The sequence below is a fragment of the Labrys sp. WJW genome, assembly GCF_001676615.1.
Classification (GTDB): domain Bacteria; phylum Pseudomonadota; class Alphaproteobacteria; order Rhizobiales; family Labraceae; genus Labrys; species Labrys sedimenti.
This window is the reverse complement of the sequence record NZ_LYXZ01000031.1, coordinates 1-16,309: the sequence shown is the minus strand read 5'-3', so window position 1 is coordinate 16,309 and position 16,309 is coordinate 1. Positions and strand designations below refer to the sequence as shown.

16 protein-coding genes are annotated in these 16,309 nt (G+C 62.3%); 12 read left to right on the top strand and 4 right to left on the bottom strand.

Translation table 11 applies throughout. The annotated features are described in order from the left end of the window. Nucleotides 1-478: 478 nt before the first annotated feature. Nucleotides 479-607 (bottom strand): YgdI/YgdR family lipoprotein, encoded by a 129-nt coding sequence (locus tag BA190_RS36890; protein WP_245197435.1) that lies wholly within the window; start codon nt 605-607, stop codon nt 479-481. Nucleotides 608-1,137: 530 nt separating this feature from the next. Here BA190_RS36890 and BA190_RS19095 point away from each other — a divergent pair. Further along, nucleotides 1,138-2,673, top strand: coding sequence for a hypothetical protein (locus BA190_RS19095; protein WP_068290835.1), 1,536 nt, complete (start codon nt 1,138-1,140; stop codon nt 2,671-2,673). 259 nt (nt 2,674-2,932) lie between these two features. Here BA190_RS19095 and BA190_RS19090 read toward each other — a convergent pair whose 3' ends face one another. Beyond that, nucleotides 2,933-3,373, bottom strand: a complete 441-nt coding sequence (locus BA190_RS19090; protein WP_068290833.1) for a hypothetical protein — start codon at nt 3,371-3,373, stop codon at nt 2,933-2,935. Nucleotides 3,374-3,794: 421 nt separating this feature from the next. On the opposite strand from BA190_RS19090, the gene ssb reads away from it, so the two are divergent. Beyond that, nucleotides 3,795-4,283 carry a single-stranded DNA-binding protein gene (gene ssb / locus BA190_RS19085; RefSeq protein WP_068290831.1) on the top strand — a complete coding sequence of 163 codons (489 nt, stop codon included), beginning with the start codon at nt 3,795-3,797 and terminating at the stop codon, nt 4,281-4,283. A gap of 136 nt (nt 4,284-4,419) precedes the next feature. Here ssb and BA190_RS19080 read toward each other — a convergent pair whose 3' ends face one another. Then, entirely contained in the window at nt 4,420-5,055 is a 636-nt protein-coding gene (locus tag BA190_RS19080; RefSeq protein ID WP_068290829.1) for a MarC family protein, read from the bottom strand. Between the two features lie 170 nt (nt 5,056-5,225). On the opposite strand from BA190_RS19080, the gene BA190_RS19075 reads away from it, so the two are divergent. From BA190_RS19075 to kdsA, 5 genes are all read left to right on the top strand, one after another. Further along, nucleotides 5,226-6,932, top strand: a complete 1,707-nt coding sequence (locus tag BA190_RS19075; RefSeq protein WP_068290827.1) for a lysine--tRNA ligase — start codon at nt 5,226-5,228, stop codon at nt 6,930-6,932. Nucleotides 6,933-7,043: 111 nt separating this feature from the next. After that, on the top strand, nt 7,044-7,445 hold the full coding sequence (gene secG, locus BA190_RS19070) for a preprotein translocase subunit SecG (protein ID WP_068290825.1): 402 nt from the start codon (nt 7,044-7,046) through the stop codon (nt 7,443-7,445). Between the two features lie 225 nt (nt 7,446-7,670). After that, entirely contained in the window at nt 7,671-9,299 is a 1,629-nt protein-coding gene (locus BA190_RS19065) for a CTP synthase (protein ID WP_068290823.1), read from the top strand. Between the two features lie 94 nt (nt 9,300-9,393). Beyond that, nucleotides 9,394-10,269, top strand: a complete 876-nt coding sequence (locus BA190_RS19060) for a VOC family protein (protein WP_162275144.1) — start codon at nt 9,394-9,396, stop codon at nt 10,267-10,269. Nucleotides 10,270-10,500: 231 nt separating this feature from the next. Beyond that, nucleotides 10,501-11,334 (top strand): 3-deoxy-8-phosphooctulonate synthase, encoded by an 834-nt coding sequence (kdsA, locus tag BA190_RS19055; RefSeq protein ID WP_068290821.1) that lies wholly within the window; start codon nt 10,501-10,503, stop codon nt 11,332-11,334. Nucleotides 11,335-11,529: 195 nt separating this feature from the next. Here the strand turns inward: kdsA and queF are convergent, their stop codons facing one another. Beyond that, on the bottom strand, nt 11,530-11,991 hold the full coding sequence (queF, locus tag BA190_RS19050; RefSeq protein WP_068290819.1) for a preQ(1) synthase: 462 nt from the start codon (nt 11,989-11,991) through the stop codon (nt 11,530-11,532). A gap of 242 nt (nt 11,992-12,233) precedes the next feature. On the opposite strand from queF, the gene BA190_RS19045 reads away from it, so the two are divergent. The 5 genes from BA190_RS19045 to BA190_RS19025 form a co-directional block, all read left to right on the top strand. Next, a complete protein-coding gene (locus BA190_RS19045; protein ID WP_068290816.1) occupies nt 12,234-12,764 on the top strand; it encodes a hypothetical protein in 531 nt (176 codons plus the stop codon). Nucleotides 12,765-12,861: 97 nt separating this feature from the next. Continuing rightward, nucleotides 12,862-14,142 carry a phosphopyruvate hydratase gene (eno, locus tag BA190_RS19040; RefSeq protein ID WP_068290814.1) on the top strand — a complete coding sequence of 427 codons (1,281 nt, stop codon included), beginning with the start codon at nt 12,862-12,864 and terminating at the stop codon, nt 14,140-14,142. Between the two features lie 185 nt (nt 14,143-14,327). Then, nucleotides 14,328-14,642 (top strand): septum formation initiator family protein, encoded by a 315-nt coding sequence (locus BA190_RS19035; RefSeq protein ID WP_068290812.1) that lies wholly within the window; start codon nt 14,328-14,330, stop codon nt 14,640-14,642. A gap of 265 nt (nt 14,643-14,907) precedes the next feature. Continuing rightward, on the top strand, nt 14,908-15,966 hold the full coding sequence (gene pdhA, locus BA190_RS19030; RefSeq protein ID WP_082979867.1) for a pyruvate dehydrogenase (acetyl-transferring) E1 component subunit alpha: 1,059 nt from the start codon (nt 14,908-14,910) through the stop codon (nt 15,964-15,966). 57 nt (nt 15,967-16,023) lie between these two features. Beyond that, nucleotides 16,024-16,309 (top strand): biotin/lipoyl-containing protein (locus BA190_RS19025; RefSeq protein WP_156771591.1); only part of this gene is annotated, 286 nt, incomplete at its 3' end.

Genomic DNA, 16,309 nt, shown 5'->3' with positions numbered 1-16,309 from the left:
GCCGCCAGGCGATCGCGCGCTGCCAGTCCTTTGTTGTCTTTCCACAATCCCTGTACTGCCCGTTCCCACAGGTTGCGGCTTCTCGCCGGCTCGTCCGATAATTCAGTGCGGCGGTCGGCAGTCCCCCTTCCGACCAACGTACTCATTGTCATGTAACTGAATACCCGGCCGTTAATGCGCGCCGGGTTTTTTCTTTGAGAATTCGTGAACGACCACACTCCCGCCCCGGAAGGGCTCATGGTGTTGCACCACCCCATGTCTTGCTCAGAAAAGGCATCGCCGCTGACGGGCTTCTCCGCCTGCGCGAAGAAGAATATGCCGGAATGGTACCTGTCCCAAAAGAAAACCCCACCGGATCGGCAGGGTGTTCGTGCAGGCTCGAAACCTGATGGAAGCCGCTCGGGCCTTGCAGCGTCGGGCAAATAGCACCTTGGCCGCTCGTATGATCGGCAAAGCACCTATTGGCAGCGCGAAGGGCTCAGCGCGGGAACGGCGTATCCGGGCCGACGACGTAAGCCGGACGGCGGTCTGCCTGACCATAGTCGCTGGCGCAGGCTGCCAAGCCGGCCAGGACGAAAACGGCGGTGAGGATCTTCAGGATTGTCATTGTCGCTTCCATTTTTTCGGACGGCAGCGATGTAGGTCTAACACCGAACCATTACCGAGGGCACTTTTGTTTTCATGGCATAATGCTGCGAAACCGTAAACGTTTCATGCTGGCAATCGCGGTTTTCGCCGTTTTTTTGACCTCTTGTCATGTATCGATTGGGCGGAGGTGCTAGGATGCTACCTTGGGTGGTGGCGATTGCCGGCCACTATCGTGGTGCCCGCGCCCGAAGTCTGTATCGAGAAAGGTTTGTGACGTGCGGAACTGTCCGCTGCCTCATCCATGCTCCATAACAGCCTCAGGATGATCAGCCCGCAGCGTGATAAACGCTCCCGTCACGGAGACTATCGAATGTGTCATGTGCGTTTCGGCACCTCGTTTCCGATCCTGACGGGGCCTAGTGCTGCTGTACCGGTTCAAAGCCGGTTCTGAACGTCCACCGCTCTTTCATCGACCCAGGCGTGCGCACCTCATGATTATGCGTTAAGAGTGCGCCGCGAAACGGCTTACCACCCACTGAAGGAAACTCCATGCAACTTCTTCGCATGAAACGCCGCAGTCCCGCCGCCAGGCTGGCTTTTCGAAGCACGCTGCTGGCCGCGACGCTGCTGAGCGCTCCCGCCTTTGCGCAGGGCGTATCGGCGGATGGCGCCAAGCAACTGCAGGACAGCCTCGCCAAGACGCTCGGCAGCGGCCTTTTCGAGAAGGGCATCCTGTCGATCACCCCGCAGGGCAGCGCCTATGCCGTGAAGCTCGACCTCAGCTCCACCCTGGCCCAGCTCAAGGGAGCTGGCGTCACTGCGAGCTTCGATCCCATCACCTATCTGGCCACGCCCAATTCGGACGGCACCTATGCGGTGACCAGCGATTCGCCGATCAACTACAATTTCAGCGGTACCCAGGGTGACAAGCCCTTCGCCATGAAGGTTGCGGCGCCTTGCAAGTCGTCGGGCGTGTTCGATCCCAAGATCGCGACCTTCTCGACCTATGAAGCAACCTGCGCCTCGATGTCGATGGACATGGACGATGCCGAGAGCACTGTGACCGCGAGCATGGGCGCGATCACCTCCAAGCTGACCGGAGCCGCCGGCAGCGGTGGGGGCGTCGACGTCAGCACCACCGGTTCGGCCACCGATTTCGTCGAGAACATCGTCGGCAAGACCAAGCCCCTGACCATCAAGGTCGCGGCCAAGTCGCTGACTACCGATGGCAAGATCGACAATTTCCAGCTTTCCACGGTGCTGGAATTCGTCGGCATGGCCGCCAATTCCAAGGATCCCAAGGAACTGATCGCCAAGCAGGCCGAGATCAAGCAGAAGCTGACGGCTGCCCTGCCGCTTTGGAACAACCTGTCCGGTACCACCAAGCTGAATGAAGTCACCATCGACACGCCTGTCGGTCCGGTCAAGCTTGGCAGTCTCAGCTACGGCGTCGGCATGACCGGTGCGGTCAAGGATGCCTCCTACGGCATCGACATCAAATATGATGGGCTGGCGCTGCCGCAGTCTCCGGTCATCCCGGGCTGGGTGGCTCCGCTGGTCCCCGGCCAGGGCAATATCGATGTGAAGTTCGAGGGCGTCGACCTCGAGGCCATCACCAAGCTGGCGATCGAGAATTTCGATGCGAGCAAGGATCCGCCGATCCCCAACGAGCTGACGCCGCAATTCCTGGCTCTCTTCATGGCCGGACAGCCGCATGTGACCCTGGCGCCCAGCACCTTCACCGCCCCGGCCGGCGCGGTGAGCGCGGAAGGCAAGATGAGCGTCATGCCGAGCCAGAAGGGCAAGGTGACGATTTCGGCCACCAATCTCGACCAGATCATCGCGGCTGTGAACGCCGCCCAGGTTCCCAACAAGGAATCGGCCCTGATGGGCATCGCCCTGATCAAGGGACTGGCCAAGACCGGTGCTGACGGCAAGGCCGTCTGGGATGTCGATTTCGACGCGGCGACCAAGGCCGTGAGCGTCAATGGCCAGGTGCTCAGCGCCGGCAGCGGCGGCGGTGCCGCTGGTGGCGACGAAGGTGGCAGCAGCGACGACGAAGGCGAGGGCGACAACGCGCAATAAGAGCGCTTGCCGGTCCGGATGCCGATGTGATGAAGGGGCAGGCGCGAGCCTGCCCCTTTCGTTTGGGCGAGGCATTGGGCCATGAGGCGAAATCGCCTTGGCGCGCAGGCTCGCCGAAATGCAGCACTCGCGCAGGCGAACCTTGCATGCCCGGACACGCCTTGCGCTCGGCGACACTCCAAGGGGAGATATGGAAGGCCAAAGAAAAACCCCCGCGGATCGCTCCGCGGGGGTGATGTTTTCGGCGTCGACGAAAGGCTTAGTCGGCCTTGGCTTCGCCAGCTGCTTCGGCCGCAGCCGGCTGCTGGGTCGGTTCGGCGGCGCGCGCATTGTGCAGCGGCCGGATCGTCTGGAAGGAGGCGCGCTCCTGGGCCGCCGGGCGGCCGGTCAGGCTGACGACGTCGCGGCGGATCGAGGCAATCAACTCGCGAATGGAACCGCTGTCACCGTCGGGACGATATTCCTCACCGAGCACGTCGAGTTTGGCGCAGAGCTCGACCGCATTCTTGGCGGGGGCGCGGGAGATTGAATTGGCGATGGAGCGCAGCTCGGCGACCAGTTCGTCGCGCAGGCCCTTCTGGTCATCGGCATCGATGATCGGGGAAGCGAGCATGCCGCGCAAAGCGGCGCGGCGCAAACCCAGAGCCGCTACCGTGTTGGCCCCGTCGTTCGCTTCGCGCTGTTGTCCTGGTCCTGCCATGTTGCTGCCCTCGTATGGAACTAAGAATTGAAGTGTGCGGCTCCCCTGCACGCCCAATGTGGCGAAAGAGCGATGACGGAAAGCGCGGCTCTGATTTTCGACCTGCTTGTTGGGCAAGTTACCAGGCAAAGGCAAGGTTTTCTTGGCCAGATGCCGCAGATTCCCACATGATTCGAGGCGGAATGGCGGAGTTCGACATGGCGGGATCTTTGCTGGGGCTTGGTAAGCGGATGGTTAAGGCAAGGTGCTTGCATTGTGCGAACAAATGTGGAACAAACTAATTGTGCATGAAGCCAATTCCCTTGCGGGTGTGGCGCCGGGAGCATGCTAGAGCAGGAATGATGGAGGCACCCCTCGGGGCGCCATGGGGCGTGCGGGCCGGTTCGGCAGGCAGGCTGTGAAGCGAAGGAAGGAAGCCTCGATGTCGGGCTCGGTGAACAAGGTCATTCTGGTCGGTAATCTCGGCCGCGATCCGGAAGTGCGGCGGCTCAATTCGGGCGAGCCGGTCGTCAACCTGCGTATCGCCACGACGGAGAGCTGGCGCGACAAGGCCACTGGCGAGCGCAAGGAGAAGACCGAGTGGCACAGCGTGGTCATCTTCAATGAAGGGCTGGCACGCATTGCCGAGCAATATCTGAAGAAGGGCTCCAAGGTTTATCTCGAGGGCCAGCTCCAGACCCGGAAATACAATGATGCCTCCGGCGTCGAGAAATATTCCACCGAGATCGTGCTGCAGCGCTATCGCGGCGAGATGACCCTCCTGGATTCGCGCGGCGGCGGGCAGGGCGATGGCGGCCGGGACTATCAGGGCAATGATTTCGGCTCGTCGAGCCCGATGGAACGCCGCCCGGCACCGGCTGGTTCGAGCAAGTTTTCCTCGGCCGACATGGATGACGACATCCCGTTCTGAAATCGGACGAAGTCTGTCGATAAGCCGCATGAAGCGCCGGTCACATCCTGTGGCCGGCGTTTTGCTTTGAGCGCGATCGAAGGCCGGATCATCACCTCCCGGATGGAGGGCAGGGGGCGAACGCGCTGCGGGCCCGCTATCCCGCCACGATCGCTCTGACCCCGTCGACGATGAACTGCACGGCCAGGGCCGACAGCACGATGCCGAGAAGCCGCGTCAGCACGACATTGCCGGTGATGCCCAGGAGCTTGTTGATCACCCCGGCGAGCCGGAACGAGACGTAGCAGCAGGCCGTGACGAAGGCGATGACGAGAAACAGGGAGGCGAATTTGGCGGGCTCGCCATGGGCCTGGGCCGAGAGCAGCATCACCGCGGTGATGGCGCCGGGGCCGGCGATCAAGGGAATCGCCAGCGGAAAGGCGGCGACATTGGAGATGAAATCCTTGGTAATGGCGGTCTCCGCGGTCTCGTTCTTGCGCACGTTGGAGCGGTCGAACACCATTTCATAGGCGATGGCGAAGAGCAGCAGGCCGCCCGCGATGCGGAAGGCCGGCGTGGTGATGCCGAGCAGCCTGAGGAAGGGCTCGCCGGCAATGGCGAAGAAGGCGAGCACGCCGAAGCCGATCACGCTGGCGCGCCAGCCGACCGAATGCTGCTGCTCCTTATTCATGCCGCGCGTGACGCCCAGGAAGATCGGGCCGAGGCCAGGGGGATCGACCACCACCAGCAAGGTGACGAGAGCGGCGGTCAGATAGTCCAGAAGCGGCGTCATCAAGCCCCTCGATCGATCATTTGCCCGCGCCAAAGATTCTCGCGCCAAGATTGACGCTGCGGCCCGGCCTGAATATGGCTGTGCCTTCCGCTTGCGGTCGAGAGAAATCAAACGGCCTCGCACGCCGTCTGGCTTCCCGTCCACAAGCAGCAGAAAAAATCGGATCGAACATGTCAAATCTCTATCCGGCCGAGCTCGTTGCGGCCGCCAATGTCTCCGCCGCCTGGCCATTCGAGGAGGCGAGGAAGCTCGTCGCCCGTTTGCAGAAGCGGTCCGGCGACAAGAAAGAGGTCTTGTTCGAGACCGGCTATGGTCCCTCGGGCCTGCCGCATATCGGCACCTTCGGCGAGGTCGCGCGTACCACCATGGTGCGCAATGCCTTTCGCCTGCTGACGGAAGATCGTATTCCGACCCGGCTGCTCTGCTTCTCCGACGATATGGATGGCATGCGCAAGATCCCGGAGAATGTGCCGGATCCCGAAGCGCTCAAGCCTTATCTGCAGATGCCGCTGACCCGTGTTCCCAACCCGTTTGGCGGCGACTACAAGAGCTTCGGCGATCACAACAACGCCATGCTGCGTCGCTTCCTCGATACGTTCGGGTTCGATTACGAATTCGCCAGCGCGACGGAATACTACGCATCCGGCAAGCTCGATGCCGTGCTGCTGAAGGCCGCCGAAAAGTACGACGAGATCATGGCCGTCATGCTGCCGACCCTCGGCGAGGAGCGGCAGGCGACCTATTCGCCGTTCCTGCCGATCTCTCCGAGCAGCGGGCGAGTGCTCTATGTGCCGCTCAAGGATGTGAATGCCAAGGCGGGGACCATCACCTTCACCGACGAGGACGGTATCGACAAGACTCTGCCGGTCACCGGCGGCAAGGTGAAGCTGCAATGGAAGCCGGATTTCGGCGCGCGCTGGGCGGCGCTCGATGTCGACTTCGAGATGTTCGGCAAGGACCACCAGACCAACGCGCCGGTCTATGATGCTATTTGCGAGATCCTCGGTGGCACGGCCCCGGAGCACTATGTCTACGAGCTCTTCCTCGACCAGCACGGCCAGAAGATCTCGAAGTCGAAGGGCAATGGTCTGACCATCGACGAATGGCTGACCTATGCCACGCCGGAGAGCCTGGCGTTGTATATGTACCAGTCGCCACGCTCGGCCAAGAAACTGCATTTCGACGTCATTCCGCGCGCCGTCGATGAGTATCTGCAGTTTCTGGGCGGATTCGGGCGGCAGGATGCCAAGAACCAGCTCGGCAACCCGGTCTGGCACATTCATGGCGGCAATCCGCCGGCCCCGGAGACGATCGGCCAGGAGGGTGCGCGGACTACGATCAATTTCGCGCTGCTGCTCAATCTGGTTGCCGTCGCCAACGCGGAGAACAAGGACGTGCTGTGGGGCTTCCTGCGTCGCCATGCGCCGGACGCATCGCCGCAAACCCATCCGCAACTCGACAGGCTGGTCGAATATGCGATCCGTTATTTCCGGGACTTCGTGAAGCCGGCCAAACAGTATTCGGTGCCCACCGACGCCGAGCGCGCCGCCCTCGAGGCGCTGTCGGACGCCCTCGGCGAGCTACCGGCCGATGCCGATGCGGCGATGATACAGGACAAGGTCTATGATGTCGGCCGCAGCTTGCCGCCCTATCAGGACTTCAAGGCCAAGGGAGCCACATCAGAGCGTCCCGGCGTCTCGCTGGAGTGGTTCAACACGCTCTATCGCATTCTCCTGGGCGAGCAGAGGGGCCCGCGCTTCGGTTCCTTCGCGGCGATCTACGGTATCCCGGAGACGCGGACCCTGATTGCCAAGGCGCTGTCGGGTGAACTCGTGAGCGAGCACGAGGCGTTTGTCGCCGCAAAGCAGCCCGCCTGAGCTTCAAGAACGGGGGGCTGGCGCAGCTCATGCCAGCTTCCCATATGACAGGGGTAGTCAGCGGGCCTCGCTTCGTGTAGGAACGCGCCCGAATTCTTTCCGGATCAGTCCATGCAAACCGTTCTCATCTCGATCCACCTGATGGTGGTCCTGGCCCTTGTTGTTGTGGTGCTGCTGCAGCGCTCCGAAGGCGGGGGGCTCGGCATCGGCGGCGGCTCGGGCGGTTTCATGACCGGACGCGGCCAGGCGAATCTCCTGACGCGGACGACGGCGGGCCTCGCGGCCGCCTTCTTCATCACCAGCCTGCTCTTGACGATTCTTGCCAATCAGCAGAGCCGCCCGGGTGGTTCGCTGCTCGACCAGTATCGTCCGGCCGCGCCGACGAGCCAGCCGGCCAATCAGCCTGCGACGCCGGCCCAACCTGCACCGGCAGCTCCGGCCCCGTCCAATGGCGGATCGGTGTTCGACCAGCTGCAGGGCGGTGGCGAACCGGCGGCACCGGCCAAGCCGTAATGAACAGCCCGGCAGCGTGATTGTCGGGCTCGGGACTGTAGCGTCCTGGAGCAAAGTGCGTTCAAGCTCGAACGCTTATTTGCTCTAACTCATTGTTCCGATGCGTCTTTGCGATTCTTGGTGATTCCACCAAATCGCAAAACGCTTTGCGTCACTTGAAAATAATCCTGCGGGCAGCGATTGCCCGCTCGTCGAATCATTGTGTTTTTGTCTAAGTGGGGGTCCATGACGCGGTACATTTTCATCACCGGCGGCGTGGTCTCCTCGCTTGGAAAAGGGTTGGCTTCAGCCGCCCTCGGCGCCCTTTTGCAGGCGCGCGGCTACAAAGTCCGCCTTCGCAAACTCGATCCCTATCTCAATGTCGATCCGGGCACGATGAGCCCGTATGAGCATGGCGAGGTCTTCGTCACCGATGACGGGGCCGAAACCGACCTCGACCTCGGCCATTACGAGCGCTTCACCGGACGTCCGGCCTCCAAGGACGACAACATCACCACGGGCCGGATCTATCTCGACATCATCACCAAGGAACGGCGCGGCGACTATCTCGGCGCCACCATCCAGGTCATTCCCCATGTCACCAATGCCATCAAGGACTTCGTCCTCAAGGGCAATGACGGCGTGGATTTCGTGCTGGTCGAGATCGGCGGCACCGTCGGCGACATCGAGGGCCTGCCTTTCTTCGAGGCGATCCGCCAGATCAAGTCCGATTTGCCGCGCGGCGCCTGCATCTACACCCATTTGACGCTGCTGCCCTTCATTCCCTCGGCCGGCGAGCTCAAGACGAAGCCGACGCAGCATTCGGTAGCCGAGCTGCGTTCGATCGGCATCCAGCCCGACATCCTGCTCTGCCGTTCCGATCGCGAGATCCCGAAGGAAGAACGGCGCAAGCTCGCTCTGTTCTGCAATGTGCGCGAGACCGCGGTGATCGAGGCGCGCGACGTCGCTTCGATCTATGACGTGCCCATCGCCTATCACGAGCAGGGGCTGGACACCGAGGTACTGGCCGCTTTCGGCATCGAGGATGCGCCCAAGCCCGATTTGTCGCGCTGGCGCAAGATCTCCCAGACCATCCACAATCCCGAGGGCGAGGTCACCATCGCCATCGTCGGCAAATATACCGGCCTCAAGGATGCCTATAAGTCGCTCACCGAGGCGCTGACCCATGGCGGCATCGCCAATGGCGTCAAGGTCAAGCTGGACTGGATCGAAAGCGAGATCTTCGAGCAGGACGATCCGGCTCCGCATCTGGAGCATGTCCACGGCATCCTGGTGCCCGGCGGCTTCGGTCAGCGCGGCGCCGAAGGCAAGATCAAGGCGGTGACTTTCGCCCGCGAGCGCAAGGTGCCCTATTTCGGCATCTGCTTCGGCATGCAGATGGCGGTGATCGAGGGCGCCCGCTCGCTCGCCGGCATCAAGAATGCCAATTCCACCGAGTTCGGCGCGACGAAAGAGCCTGTCGTCGGCCTGATGACCGAATGGATGAAGGGCAACGAGCTGGAGCAGCGCGCACAAGGCGGCGATCTCGGCGGTACCATGCGGCTCGGCGCCTATCAGGCGACGCTGAAGAGCGGGTCCAAGATTGCCGATATCTACGACTCGACTTCGATCTCCGAGCGCCATCGCCATCGCTATGAAGTGAACATGAGCTATCGCGAGCGCCTGGAAGACAAGGGCATGGTGTTCTGCGGCACCTCGCCGGACGGCCTCCTGCCTGAGACCATCGAATATGCCGATCACCCCTGGTTCATAGGCGTGCAGTACCATCCTGAACTGAAGTCGCGTCCCTTCGAGCCGCATCCCTTGTTCTCGAGCTTCATCGCGGCTGCCGTCGAACAGAGCCGGTTGGTGTAGTTGGTGTGCCGGTCTTCAGACCGGCATTTGCGATATGCCGGTCTCGTTCCATCCCTCGATGGAACTGAGAAGACCGGCACACCGGAGCAACATCATGCCTCGTGGTCTCGATCATCTCGTTCTGGCCGTTCGCGACCTCGAAGCCGCCGCAGCGCATTACCGGGCCATGGGATTCACGGTCGGCGCCCGCAATCGCCATCCCTGGGGTACCGAGAATCGCGTGATCCAGTTTCCCGGCACCTTCCTGGAACTGATCACGGTCGGCGCGGAGGGCATTACCGATGCCGCCTGGGCCGATCGCTCGCATTTTGCCACTTTCTCCCGTGACTACCTTGCCCGCTATGGCGATGGCTTTGCCATGCTCGTGGTCGAGGCGCAGGATGCCGCCGCCGACAAGCTTGCCTTCGACGAGGCCGGCATCGGCGGCTTGGAGCCCTTCTTCTTCGAACGCCAGGCGAGGCGACCGGATGGTTCGGAGGTCCGTGTCGCCTTCACGCTTGCCTTTGCCGTCGACGCCGCCATGCCGGCGTCAGGCTTTTTCGCTACGCAGCAGCACGAGCCGCAGAATTTCTGGAATCCCGACTTCCAGCGCCACGAGAACGGGGCCGTCAAGCTCGGCGGCATCGTCATGCTGGCGGCAGAACCCGCGGCAACCGTGCCGTTCTTCGAAGCCTTCACGGGCGCGAGGGCGGTCTGCGCCAGCGCCCGCAACATGGCGATCGTCACGCCTCGCGGGACCGTGGAGGCGATGTCTCCGGATTGCTACCGCGACGTGCTCGGCCTCGAGCCGGCGCTATCGCTGGCCGACGGCGCGCGCCTTGCTGCCTTCAAGGTGACGGCGCCGCTCGAAGCCATGGCTGCCCGCCTGGAACAGGGCGGCATCGCCTTCATCAGCCACCGCAAGCACCTGGCAGTAGCGGCCGCCGACAATTTCGGCACAGCCCTGATTTTCGAAGAGCCCAGGGCCTGAGCGGAGATGACGGGGTTGGGGTGCCGATCTCCAGATCGGCATCTTCCCTTGCCGGCAAATCCATCGTTTCCGGGAATGCCGATCTGGAGATCGGCACACCAACCCCGCACCTATCTCGGTAAGGTCAGTGCACGGAAGCGAGACGGTTGCGGTCCCGCGATATGCGCCGAACTTGCCTTCGCCCGCCGTCAGCCTTATCTCCGGCATGACCTCTCAGTTCCAGGATCGCCCATGACCGCCGCCAACTCCGTCGTCTCCCTTGGCAAGCTCCGCATCGGCAATGCGCTGCCGCTCACCGTGATCGCAGGCCCCTGCCAGATGGAGAGCCGGGACCACGCCATGGAAATGGCGACCGGCATCAAGGCGATCACCGACAGGCTCGGCCTGGGCCTGATCTATAAGAGCTCGTTCGACAAGGCCAACCGCACCTCGGCCAAGGGGGCTCGCGGCGTCGGCCTCGACAAGGCGTTGCCGATCTTTGCCGAGATCCGCGAGAAGTTCGGTGTGCCCGTCATCACCGACGTCCATGAAAACGATCAATGCGCCAAGGTCGCTGAGGTCGTCGACGTGCTGCAGATTCCGGCCTTTCTCTCGCGCCAGACCGATCTCCTGGTGGCGGCCGCCCGTACCGGCCGGGTCGTCAACGTCAAGAAGGGGCAGTTCCTGGCGCCGTGGGACATGAAGAACGTCGTCGCCAAGATCACCGAGGCCGGCAATCCCAACGTGCTGGTGACCGAGCGCGGCGCCTCCTTCGGCTACAATACGCTGGTGACCGACATGCGCGCGCTGCCGATCATGGCCGAGCAGATCGGTGCGCCGGTGGTGTTCGATGCCACCCATTCGGTCCAGCAGCCGGGCGGGCAGGGGACCTCGTCTGGTGGCCAGCGCGAATTCGTGCCGGTCCTGGCCCGCGCCGCCGTGGCGGTCGGCGTGGCTGCCGTCTTCATCGAGACCCATCAGGACCCCGATCACGCTCCGTCCGACGGCCCCAACATGGTGCCGCTCAACCAGCTCGAGGCGCTGCTCACGCGCCTGAAGCAGTTCGACGCGATCGCCAAGGGCTGAGCGCCCTGAAGGCAGTTACCCCACCATGAGCGCTGGCATCATGGTCGTGGCGTAACAGTGGAGGGTCGATCTCCAGATCGACCGTCTTGGAAACGTCGAGCGAAATAGAGGGCGAAGGTGGTCGATCTGGAGATCGACCCTCCATCTTCCCGCGCCGTACTCGCCAAGCCAGCGTCCATAGGCGTTCCCTTTCGCTCAGCCCCGGCCACGATAGGTCGGTACGCCCTGGTCCGGCAGCCAGAGCTCTTCGGGCGGCTTGCCGGTCTGCCAGAACACATCGATGGGAATGCCGCCGCGCGGATACCAATAGCCGCCGATGCGCAGCCAGCGCGGCTCCAGCAGTTCGACGAGGCGGCGACCGACGGCCACGGTGCAATCCTCGTGGAAGGCGCCGTGATTGCGGAAGCTGGTGAGATAGAGCTTGAGCGACTTGGACTCGACGAGCCAGTCCTTCGGCGCATAGTCGATGACGAGATGGGCAAAGTCGGGCTGCCCCGTCACCGGGCACAACGATGTGAATTCGGGACAGGTGAATCGAGCGAGATAGAGAGTATCGGCCTGCGGATTGGGAACCCGGTCGAGCCGGGCTTCCTCGGGTGATGCAGGGATCTTGCTTTCGCTGCCAAGCTGGAGCGTGGAAGGGTCGAAACTGGGCATGTCTGTCTCCCATGCACGGATAATCGGCTCGCCAATCGGCGATTTTCAGCATCCATGCAAGCTGTTTCCCAGGGTATTTTGCGATTTGCCGTCATCGATAAGGATCGCAATGGCAGGTTGAAACAGACTGTGAGCGCAAGCAGGTGTTCCTGCGTGAACATGCTTTACGCGGAGCAACGTCGGCTGTCGTGACAATGTGACTATTTCGTGGCAAGACCTCCATACTAACGCTGGGGAATACTATGCCGGTCATTGCTTTGATCCTGAGTGCCTTCATGGGCTGGTTCGTCTTTTGGTTGATCCGTTTTGACGGGCACGAAGTCATCGCCTCCTATTTCAGCGCGGCGGCGCGCCAGCGGCGCATGCAGCGGGCTCGGGACGCGGAGGCGAAAGCGGCGGTACGCTCCGTAACGGAAGCACGCGATGGCGCTCTCGCCCTGCTGATCAAGCTGGGCAGCGTCGATCACGCCGTGCTGCCGGCTGCCGAAAAGCTGATCGACGAAGCCGCCCGCACCGTGTTCGGCTATGGTGACAAGCTGGTCGAGCATCGGACCTTTGCCGAATATGTCGCCCGCAATACCCCGAGCTTCTCGGTGCTGTTCCGTGAATTGGCGCCGTTGTTCGACAAGCAGCTTGCGGCAGACGAGCGCAAGGACCTGATCGATCTCATGCATAAGGTGGCCGAGGCTGCCGGTGGCATGACACCGACGCGGCGGGAAATGCTCGACGAAGTGCAGGCCCGTTTGTTACCGTCCAAGGCCGCACGCGTCTGAGATGGCAGTTTGGTGACGTTGTTTTGCTCTTTCGCCATGGCCGTTCATCCGCTATGAGCGCGACGAACAATCCGTCATCGCAAACAGGAGCAGCCCCATGACCGCCATCAGCGACATCATCGCCCGCGAAATTCTGGACAGCCGTGGCAATCCGACGGTCGAGGTCGATGTCTTGCTGGAGGACGGTTCGACGGGGCGTGCGGCCGTGCCGTCCGGCGCTTCCACCGGCGCCCATGAGGCGGTCGAGTTGCGCGATGGCGGCAAGCGCTATGGCGGCAAGGGCGTCGAAAAGGCGGTCGAGGCCGTCAATGGCGAGATCTATGAGGCGCTCGGCGGTCTGGACGCCGAAGACCAGATCCAGGTCGACCAGGCCATGATCGATCTCGACGGCACGCCGAACAAGTCGCGCCTGGGTGCCAACGCCATTCTCGGCGTCTCCCTCGCCGTGGCCAAGGCCGCAGCCCAGTCGGCCGGCCTGCCGCTGTGGCGCTATGTCGGCGGTCCCGCCGCCCGCGTCCTGCCGGTGCCGATGATGAACATCGTCAATGGCGGCGTGCATGCCGACAACCCCATCGACTTCCAGGAATTCATGGTGATGCCGGTCGGTGCGCCGACCTTCGCCGAAGGCTTGCGCATGGGCGCCGAGATCTTCCACACCTTGAAGAAGGGCCTGAAGGACGCCGGCCACAACACCAATGTCGGCGACGAGGGCGGTTTCGCCCCGAACCTGCCGTCGGCCAAGGCTGCGCTCGACTTCGTGATGAGTGCCATCGAGAAGGCCGGCTACAAGCCGGGCGAGGACGTGATGCTCGCCCTCGACTGCGCCGCCACCGAGTTCTTCAAGGACGGCGTCTACGACTACAGCGGTGAGGGCGTGAAGCGCTCGATCGCAGAACAGGCCGACTATCTGGCCCAGCTGACGGCGGACTATCCGATCGTGTCGATCGAAGACGGGCTGTCCGAGGACGATTTCGAAGGCTGGAAACTGCTCACCGACAAGGTCGGCTCCAAGGTGCAACTCGTCGGCGACGACTTGTTCGTGACCAACACCGAGCGCCTGTCCATGGGCATCAAGAAGGGCCTGGGCAATGCGATCCTGGTCAAGGTCAACCAGATCGGCACCCTGACCGAGACGCTCGCCGCCGTGGAAATGGCCCACAAGGCCGGCTATCGCGCCGTGATGTCCCACCGCTCTGGCGAGACGGAGGATTCCACCATCGCCGACCTCGCCGTCGCCACCAATTGCGGGCAGATCAAGACGGGCTCGCTGGCCCGCTCGGATCGCACGGCCAAGTACAATCAGCTCCTGCGCATCGAGGAGGCCCTCGGTACCCAGGCGCTCTATGGTGGCCGGGCTGCTCTGAAGGCCCTCGCCTGAGGCCGATTCACAGGACGTAAAGACGAAAGCCGGGGAGCTTCTGCTCCCCGGCTTTTTATTTGGGCCGCATTTTTGCATGGCGGTCCTGCCCGGCCGGCATGCAGAAGGGGCAAAACGGCGTAGATTTTGCGCTGCAGCAAGCGGCGTCAACGGAATATCAACCATCCGGACTTAACCATGCCCTCATGGTCATACGCACACGCATCCGCGCCATCTTGAACCAGCTCGCTCTCCTGGCGGGAGCGGCCGCAGCCATCGCTTATTTCTCCTATCAGGCCTTCAATGGCGAGCATGGCATCCAGGCACAGCACCAATTCGACCAGCAGAAGCAGGATCTGGGCAACGAACTGGTTCTCTTGCAGAAGGAACATGCCGCTCTTGATCGGCGTGTGAACCTGCTCAGGTCGCAGGCGATCGATCCGGACATGCTGGACGAGAAGGCACGTGACGTGCTGGGCCTCGTTCACCCCAATGACGAAGTAGTCTTGCTGACCAAGTAGGGGCAGCTTTCCACTTGTTGCGGCTTCCTGTTCACCAAATGGATTTCTATTTCGCGGCGACTGTCAGGCGGCCTCGAAGTTTGACGAAAATGTGTCAAAGAATAACAGGAATTAAGTTCATTGGTGAATGAACTGAATTTAAGTTAATTCATAATTGTGTTGCATGTTCAATATGTTGCAGTGCAGCATTTGGGTGTGGCTCTCGCTTTTTGATATTGGATGCGCTAGCACTTCCTCAGCTTAGCCACCAATAATCGGAGGGTTCATGGCCGCTACAGCCGCAAAGGCCGCTGCTACCGCTAGCAAGGCTTCGAAGACTGCCGCCCGCTCGGGCAAGGCAGCGGGGGCAACCAAGACGGCATCGTCGTTCTCCCGCGAACAGGAGCTCAACGCTTATCGCGAGATGCTGCTGATCCGCCGCTTCGAGGAGAAGGCGGGGCAGATGTACGGCATGGGCCTGATCGGCGGTTTCTGCCATCTCTACATCGGGCAGGAAGCCGTCGTGGTCGGGCTGCAGATGGCTTCGCGCGAAGGCGACCAGGTCATCACCGGCTATCGTGACCATGGGCACATGATTGCGGCCGGCATGGCGCCCCGTGGCGTCATGGCCGAACTGACCGGACGCCAGGGCGGCTATTCGCACGGCAAGGGCGGCTCCATGCACATGTTCTCGGTAGAGAAGGCCTTCTATGGCGGCCATGGCATCGTGGGTGCGCAGGTGTCGCTCGGCACCGGCCTGGCTTTCGCCAATGCCTATCGCTCCGACGGCAAGGTGAGCCTGACCTATTTCGGCGACGGCGCCGCCAATCAGGGCCAGGTCTATGAAAGCTTCAACATGGCGGCGCTGTGGAAGCTGCCGGTCGTCTATGTGATCGAGAACAATAAATACGCCATGGGCACGTCGGTGAACCGCGCTTCGGCGCAGACCGATTTTTCCCGCCGCGGCCTCTCCTTCAACATTCCCGGCGAGCAGGTGGACGGCATGGATGTGCGCGCCATCTATGCGGCGGGCCAGAAGGCGATCGAGCATGCCCGCTCCGGCAAGGGCCCCTATATCCTGGAGATGCTGACCTATCGCTATCGCGGCCATTCGATGTCGGATCCGGCGAAGTACCGCTCGAAGGACGAAGTCCAGAAGATGCGGACCGAACACGATCCGATCGAGCAGAGCCGCGCGCGCCTGCTCGGCGAGCATGGCATCAGCGAAGAAGAGCTGAAGAAGATCGATTCCGAGATCCGCGACATCGTCAACGATGCCGCCGATTTCGCTACCAACGATCCCGAGCCCGATCCTTCGGAGCTGTGGACCGACATCCTGAAGTGATCGTCGGCCGTCCCGGCCTGCTCGCGTAAATCCCATTCTCCAGACTTCGAGGCACCCATGCCTGATATCCTGATGCCGGCCCTCTCTCCCACCATGGAGCAGGGCAAACTCTCCAAATGGCTCAAAAAGGAAGGCGATACCATCAAGTCCGGCGACGTGATCGCCGAGATCGAGACCGACAAGGCGACGATGGAAGTCGAAGCCGTCGACGAAGGCGTGCTCACGCAGATCCTGGTGCCCGAGGGCACGGACAATGTCGCCGTCAACACCAAGATCGCCTTCATCCAGGGTGAGGGCGAGGCCGCAGCGCCCGCCGCTGCCGCTCCGGCCCCGCAGCCTGCCG

What these genes read in the sequence shown, in the direction of transcription:
- BA190_RS19065 (WP_068290823.1), top strand. Translation starts at nt 7,671, where the DNA reads ATGACGCGGTACATTTTCATCACCGGCGGCGTGGTCTCCTCGCTTGGA.
- queF (WP_068290819.1), bottom strand. Translation starts at nt 11,991, where the DNA reads ATGCCCAGTTTCGACCCTTCCACGCTCCAGCTTGGCAGCGAAAGCAAG.
- ssb (WP_068290831.1), top strand. Translation starts at nt 3,795, where the DNA reads ATGTCGGGCTCGGTGAACAAGGTCATTCTGGTCGGTAATCTCGGCCGC.
- BA190_RS19045 (WP_068290816.1), top strand. Translation starts at nt 12,234, where the DNA reads ATGCCGGTCATTGCTTTGATCCTGAGTGCCTTCATGGGCTGGTTCGTC.
- pdhA (WP_082979867.1), top strand. Translation starts at nt 14,908, where the DNA reads ATGGCCGCTACAGCCGCAAAGGCCGCTGCTACCGCTAGCAAGGCTTCG.
- secG (WP_068290825.1), top strand. Translation starts at nt 7,044, where the DNA reads ATGCAAACCGTTCTCATCTCGATCCACCTGATGGTGGTCCTGGCCCTT.
- BA190_RS19080 (WP_068290829.1), bottom strand. Translation starts at nt 5,055, where the DNA reads ATGACGCCGCTTCTGGACTATCTGACCGCCGCTCTCGTCACCTTGCTG.
- eno (WP_068290814.1), top strand. Translation starts at nt 12,862, where the DNA reads ATGACCGCCATCAGCGACATCATCGCCCGCGAAATTCTGGACAGCCGT.
- BA190_RS36890 (WP_245197435.1), bottom strand. Translation starts at nt 607, where the DNA reads ATGACAATCCTGAAGATCCTCACCGCCGTTTTCGTCCTGGCCGGCTTG.
- BA190_RS19035 (WP_068290812.1), top strand. Translation starts at nt 14,328, where the DNA reads ATGGTCATACGCACACGCATCCGCGCCATCTTGAACCAGCTCGCTCTC.
- BA190_RS19075 (WP_068290827.1), top strand. Translation starts at nt 5,226, where the DNA reads ATGTCAAATCTCTATCCGGCCGAGCTCGTTGCGGCCGCCAATGTCTCC.
- BA190_RS19090 (WP_068290833.1), bottom strand. Translation starts at nt 3,373, where the DNA reads ATGGCAGGACCAGGACAACAGCGCGAAGCGAACGACGGGGCCAACACG.
- kdsA (WP_068290821.1), top strand. Translation starts at nt 10,501, where the DNA reads ATGACCGCCGCCAACTCCGTCGTCTCCCTTGGCAAGCTCCGCATCGGC.
- BA190_RS19095 (WP_068290835.1), top strand. Translation starts at nt 1,138, where the DNA reads ATGCAACTTCTTCGCATGAAACGCCGCAGTCCCGCCGCCAGGCTGGCT.
- BA190_RS19060 (WP_162275144.1), top strand. Translation starts at nt 9,394, where the DNA reads ATGCCTCGTGGTCTCGATCATCTCGTTCTGGCCGTTCGCGACCTCGAA.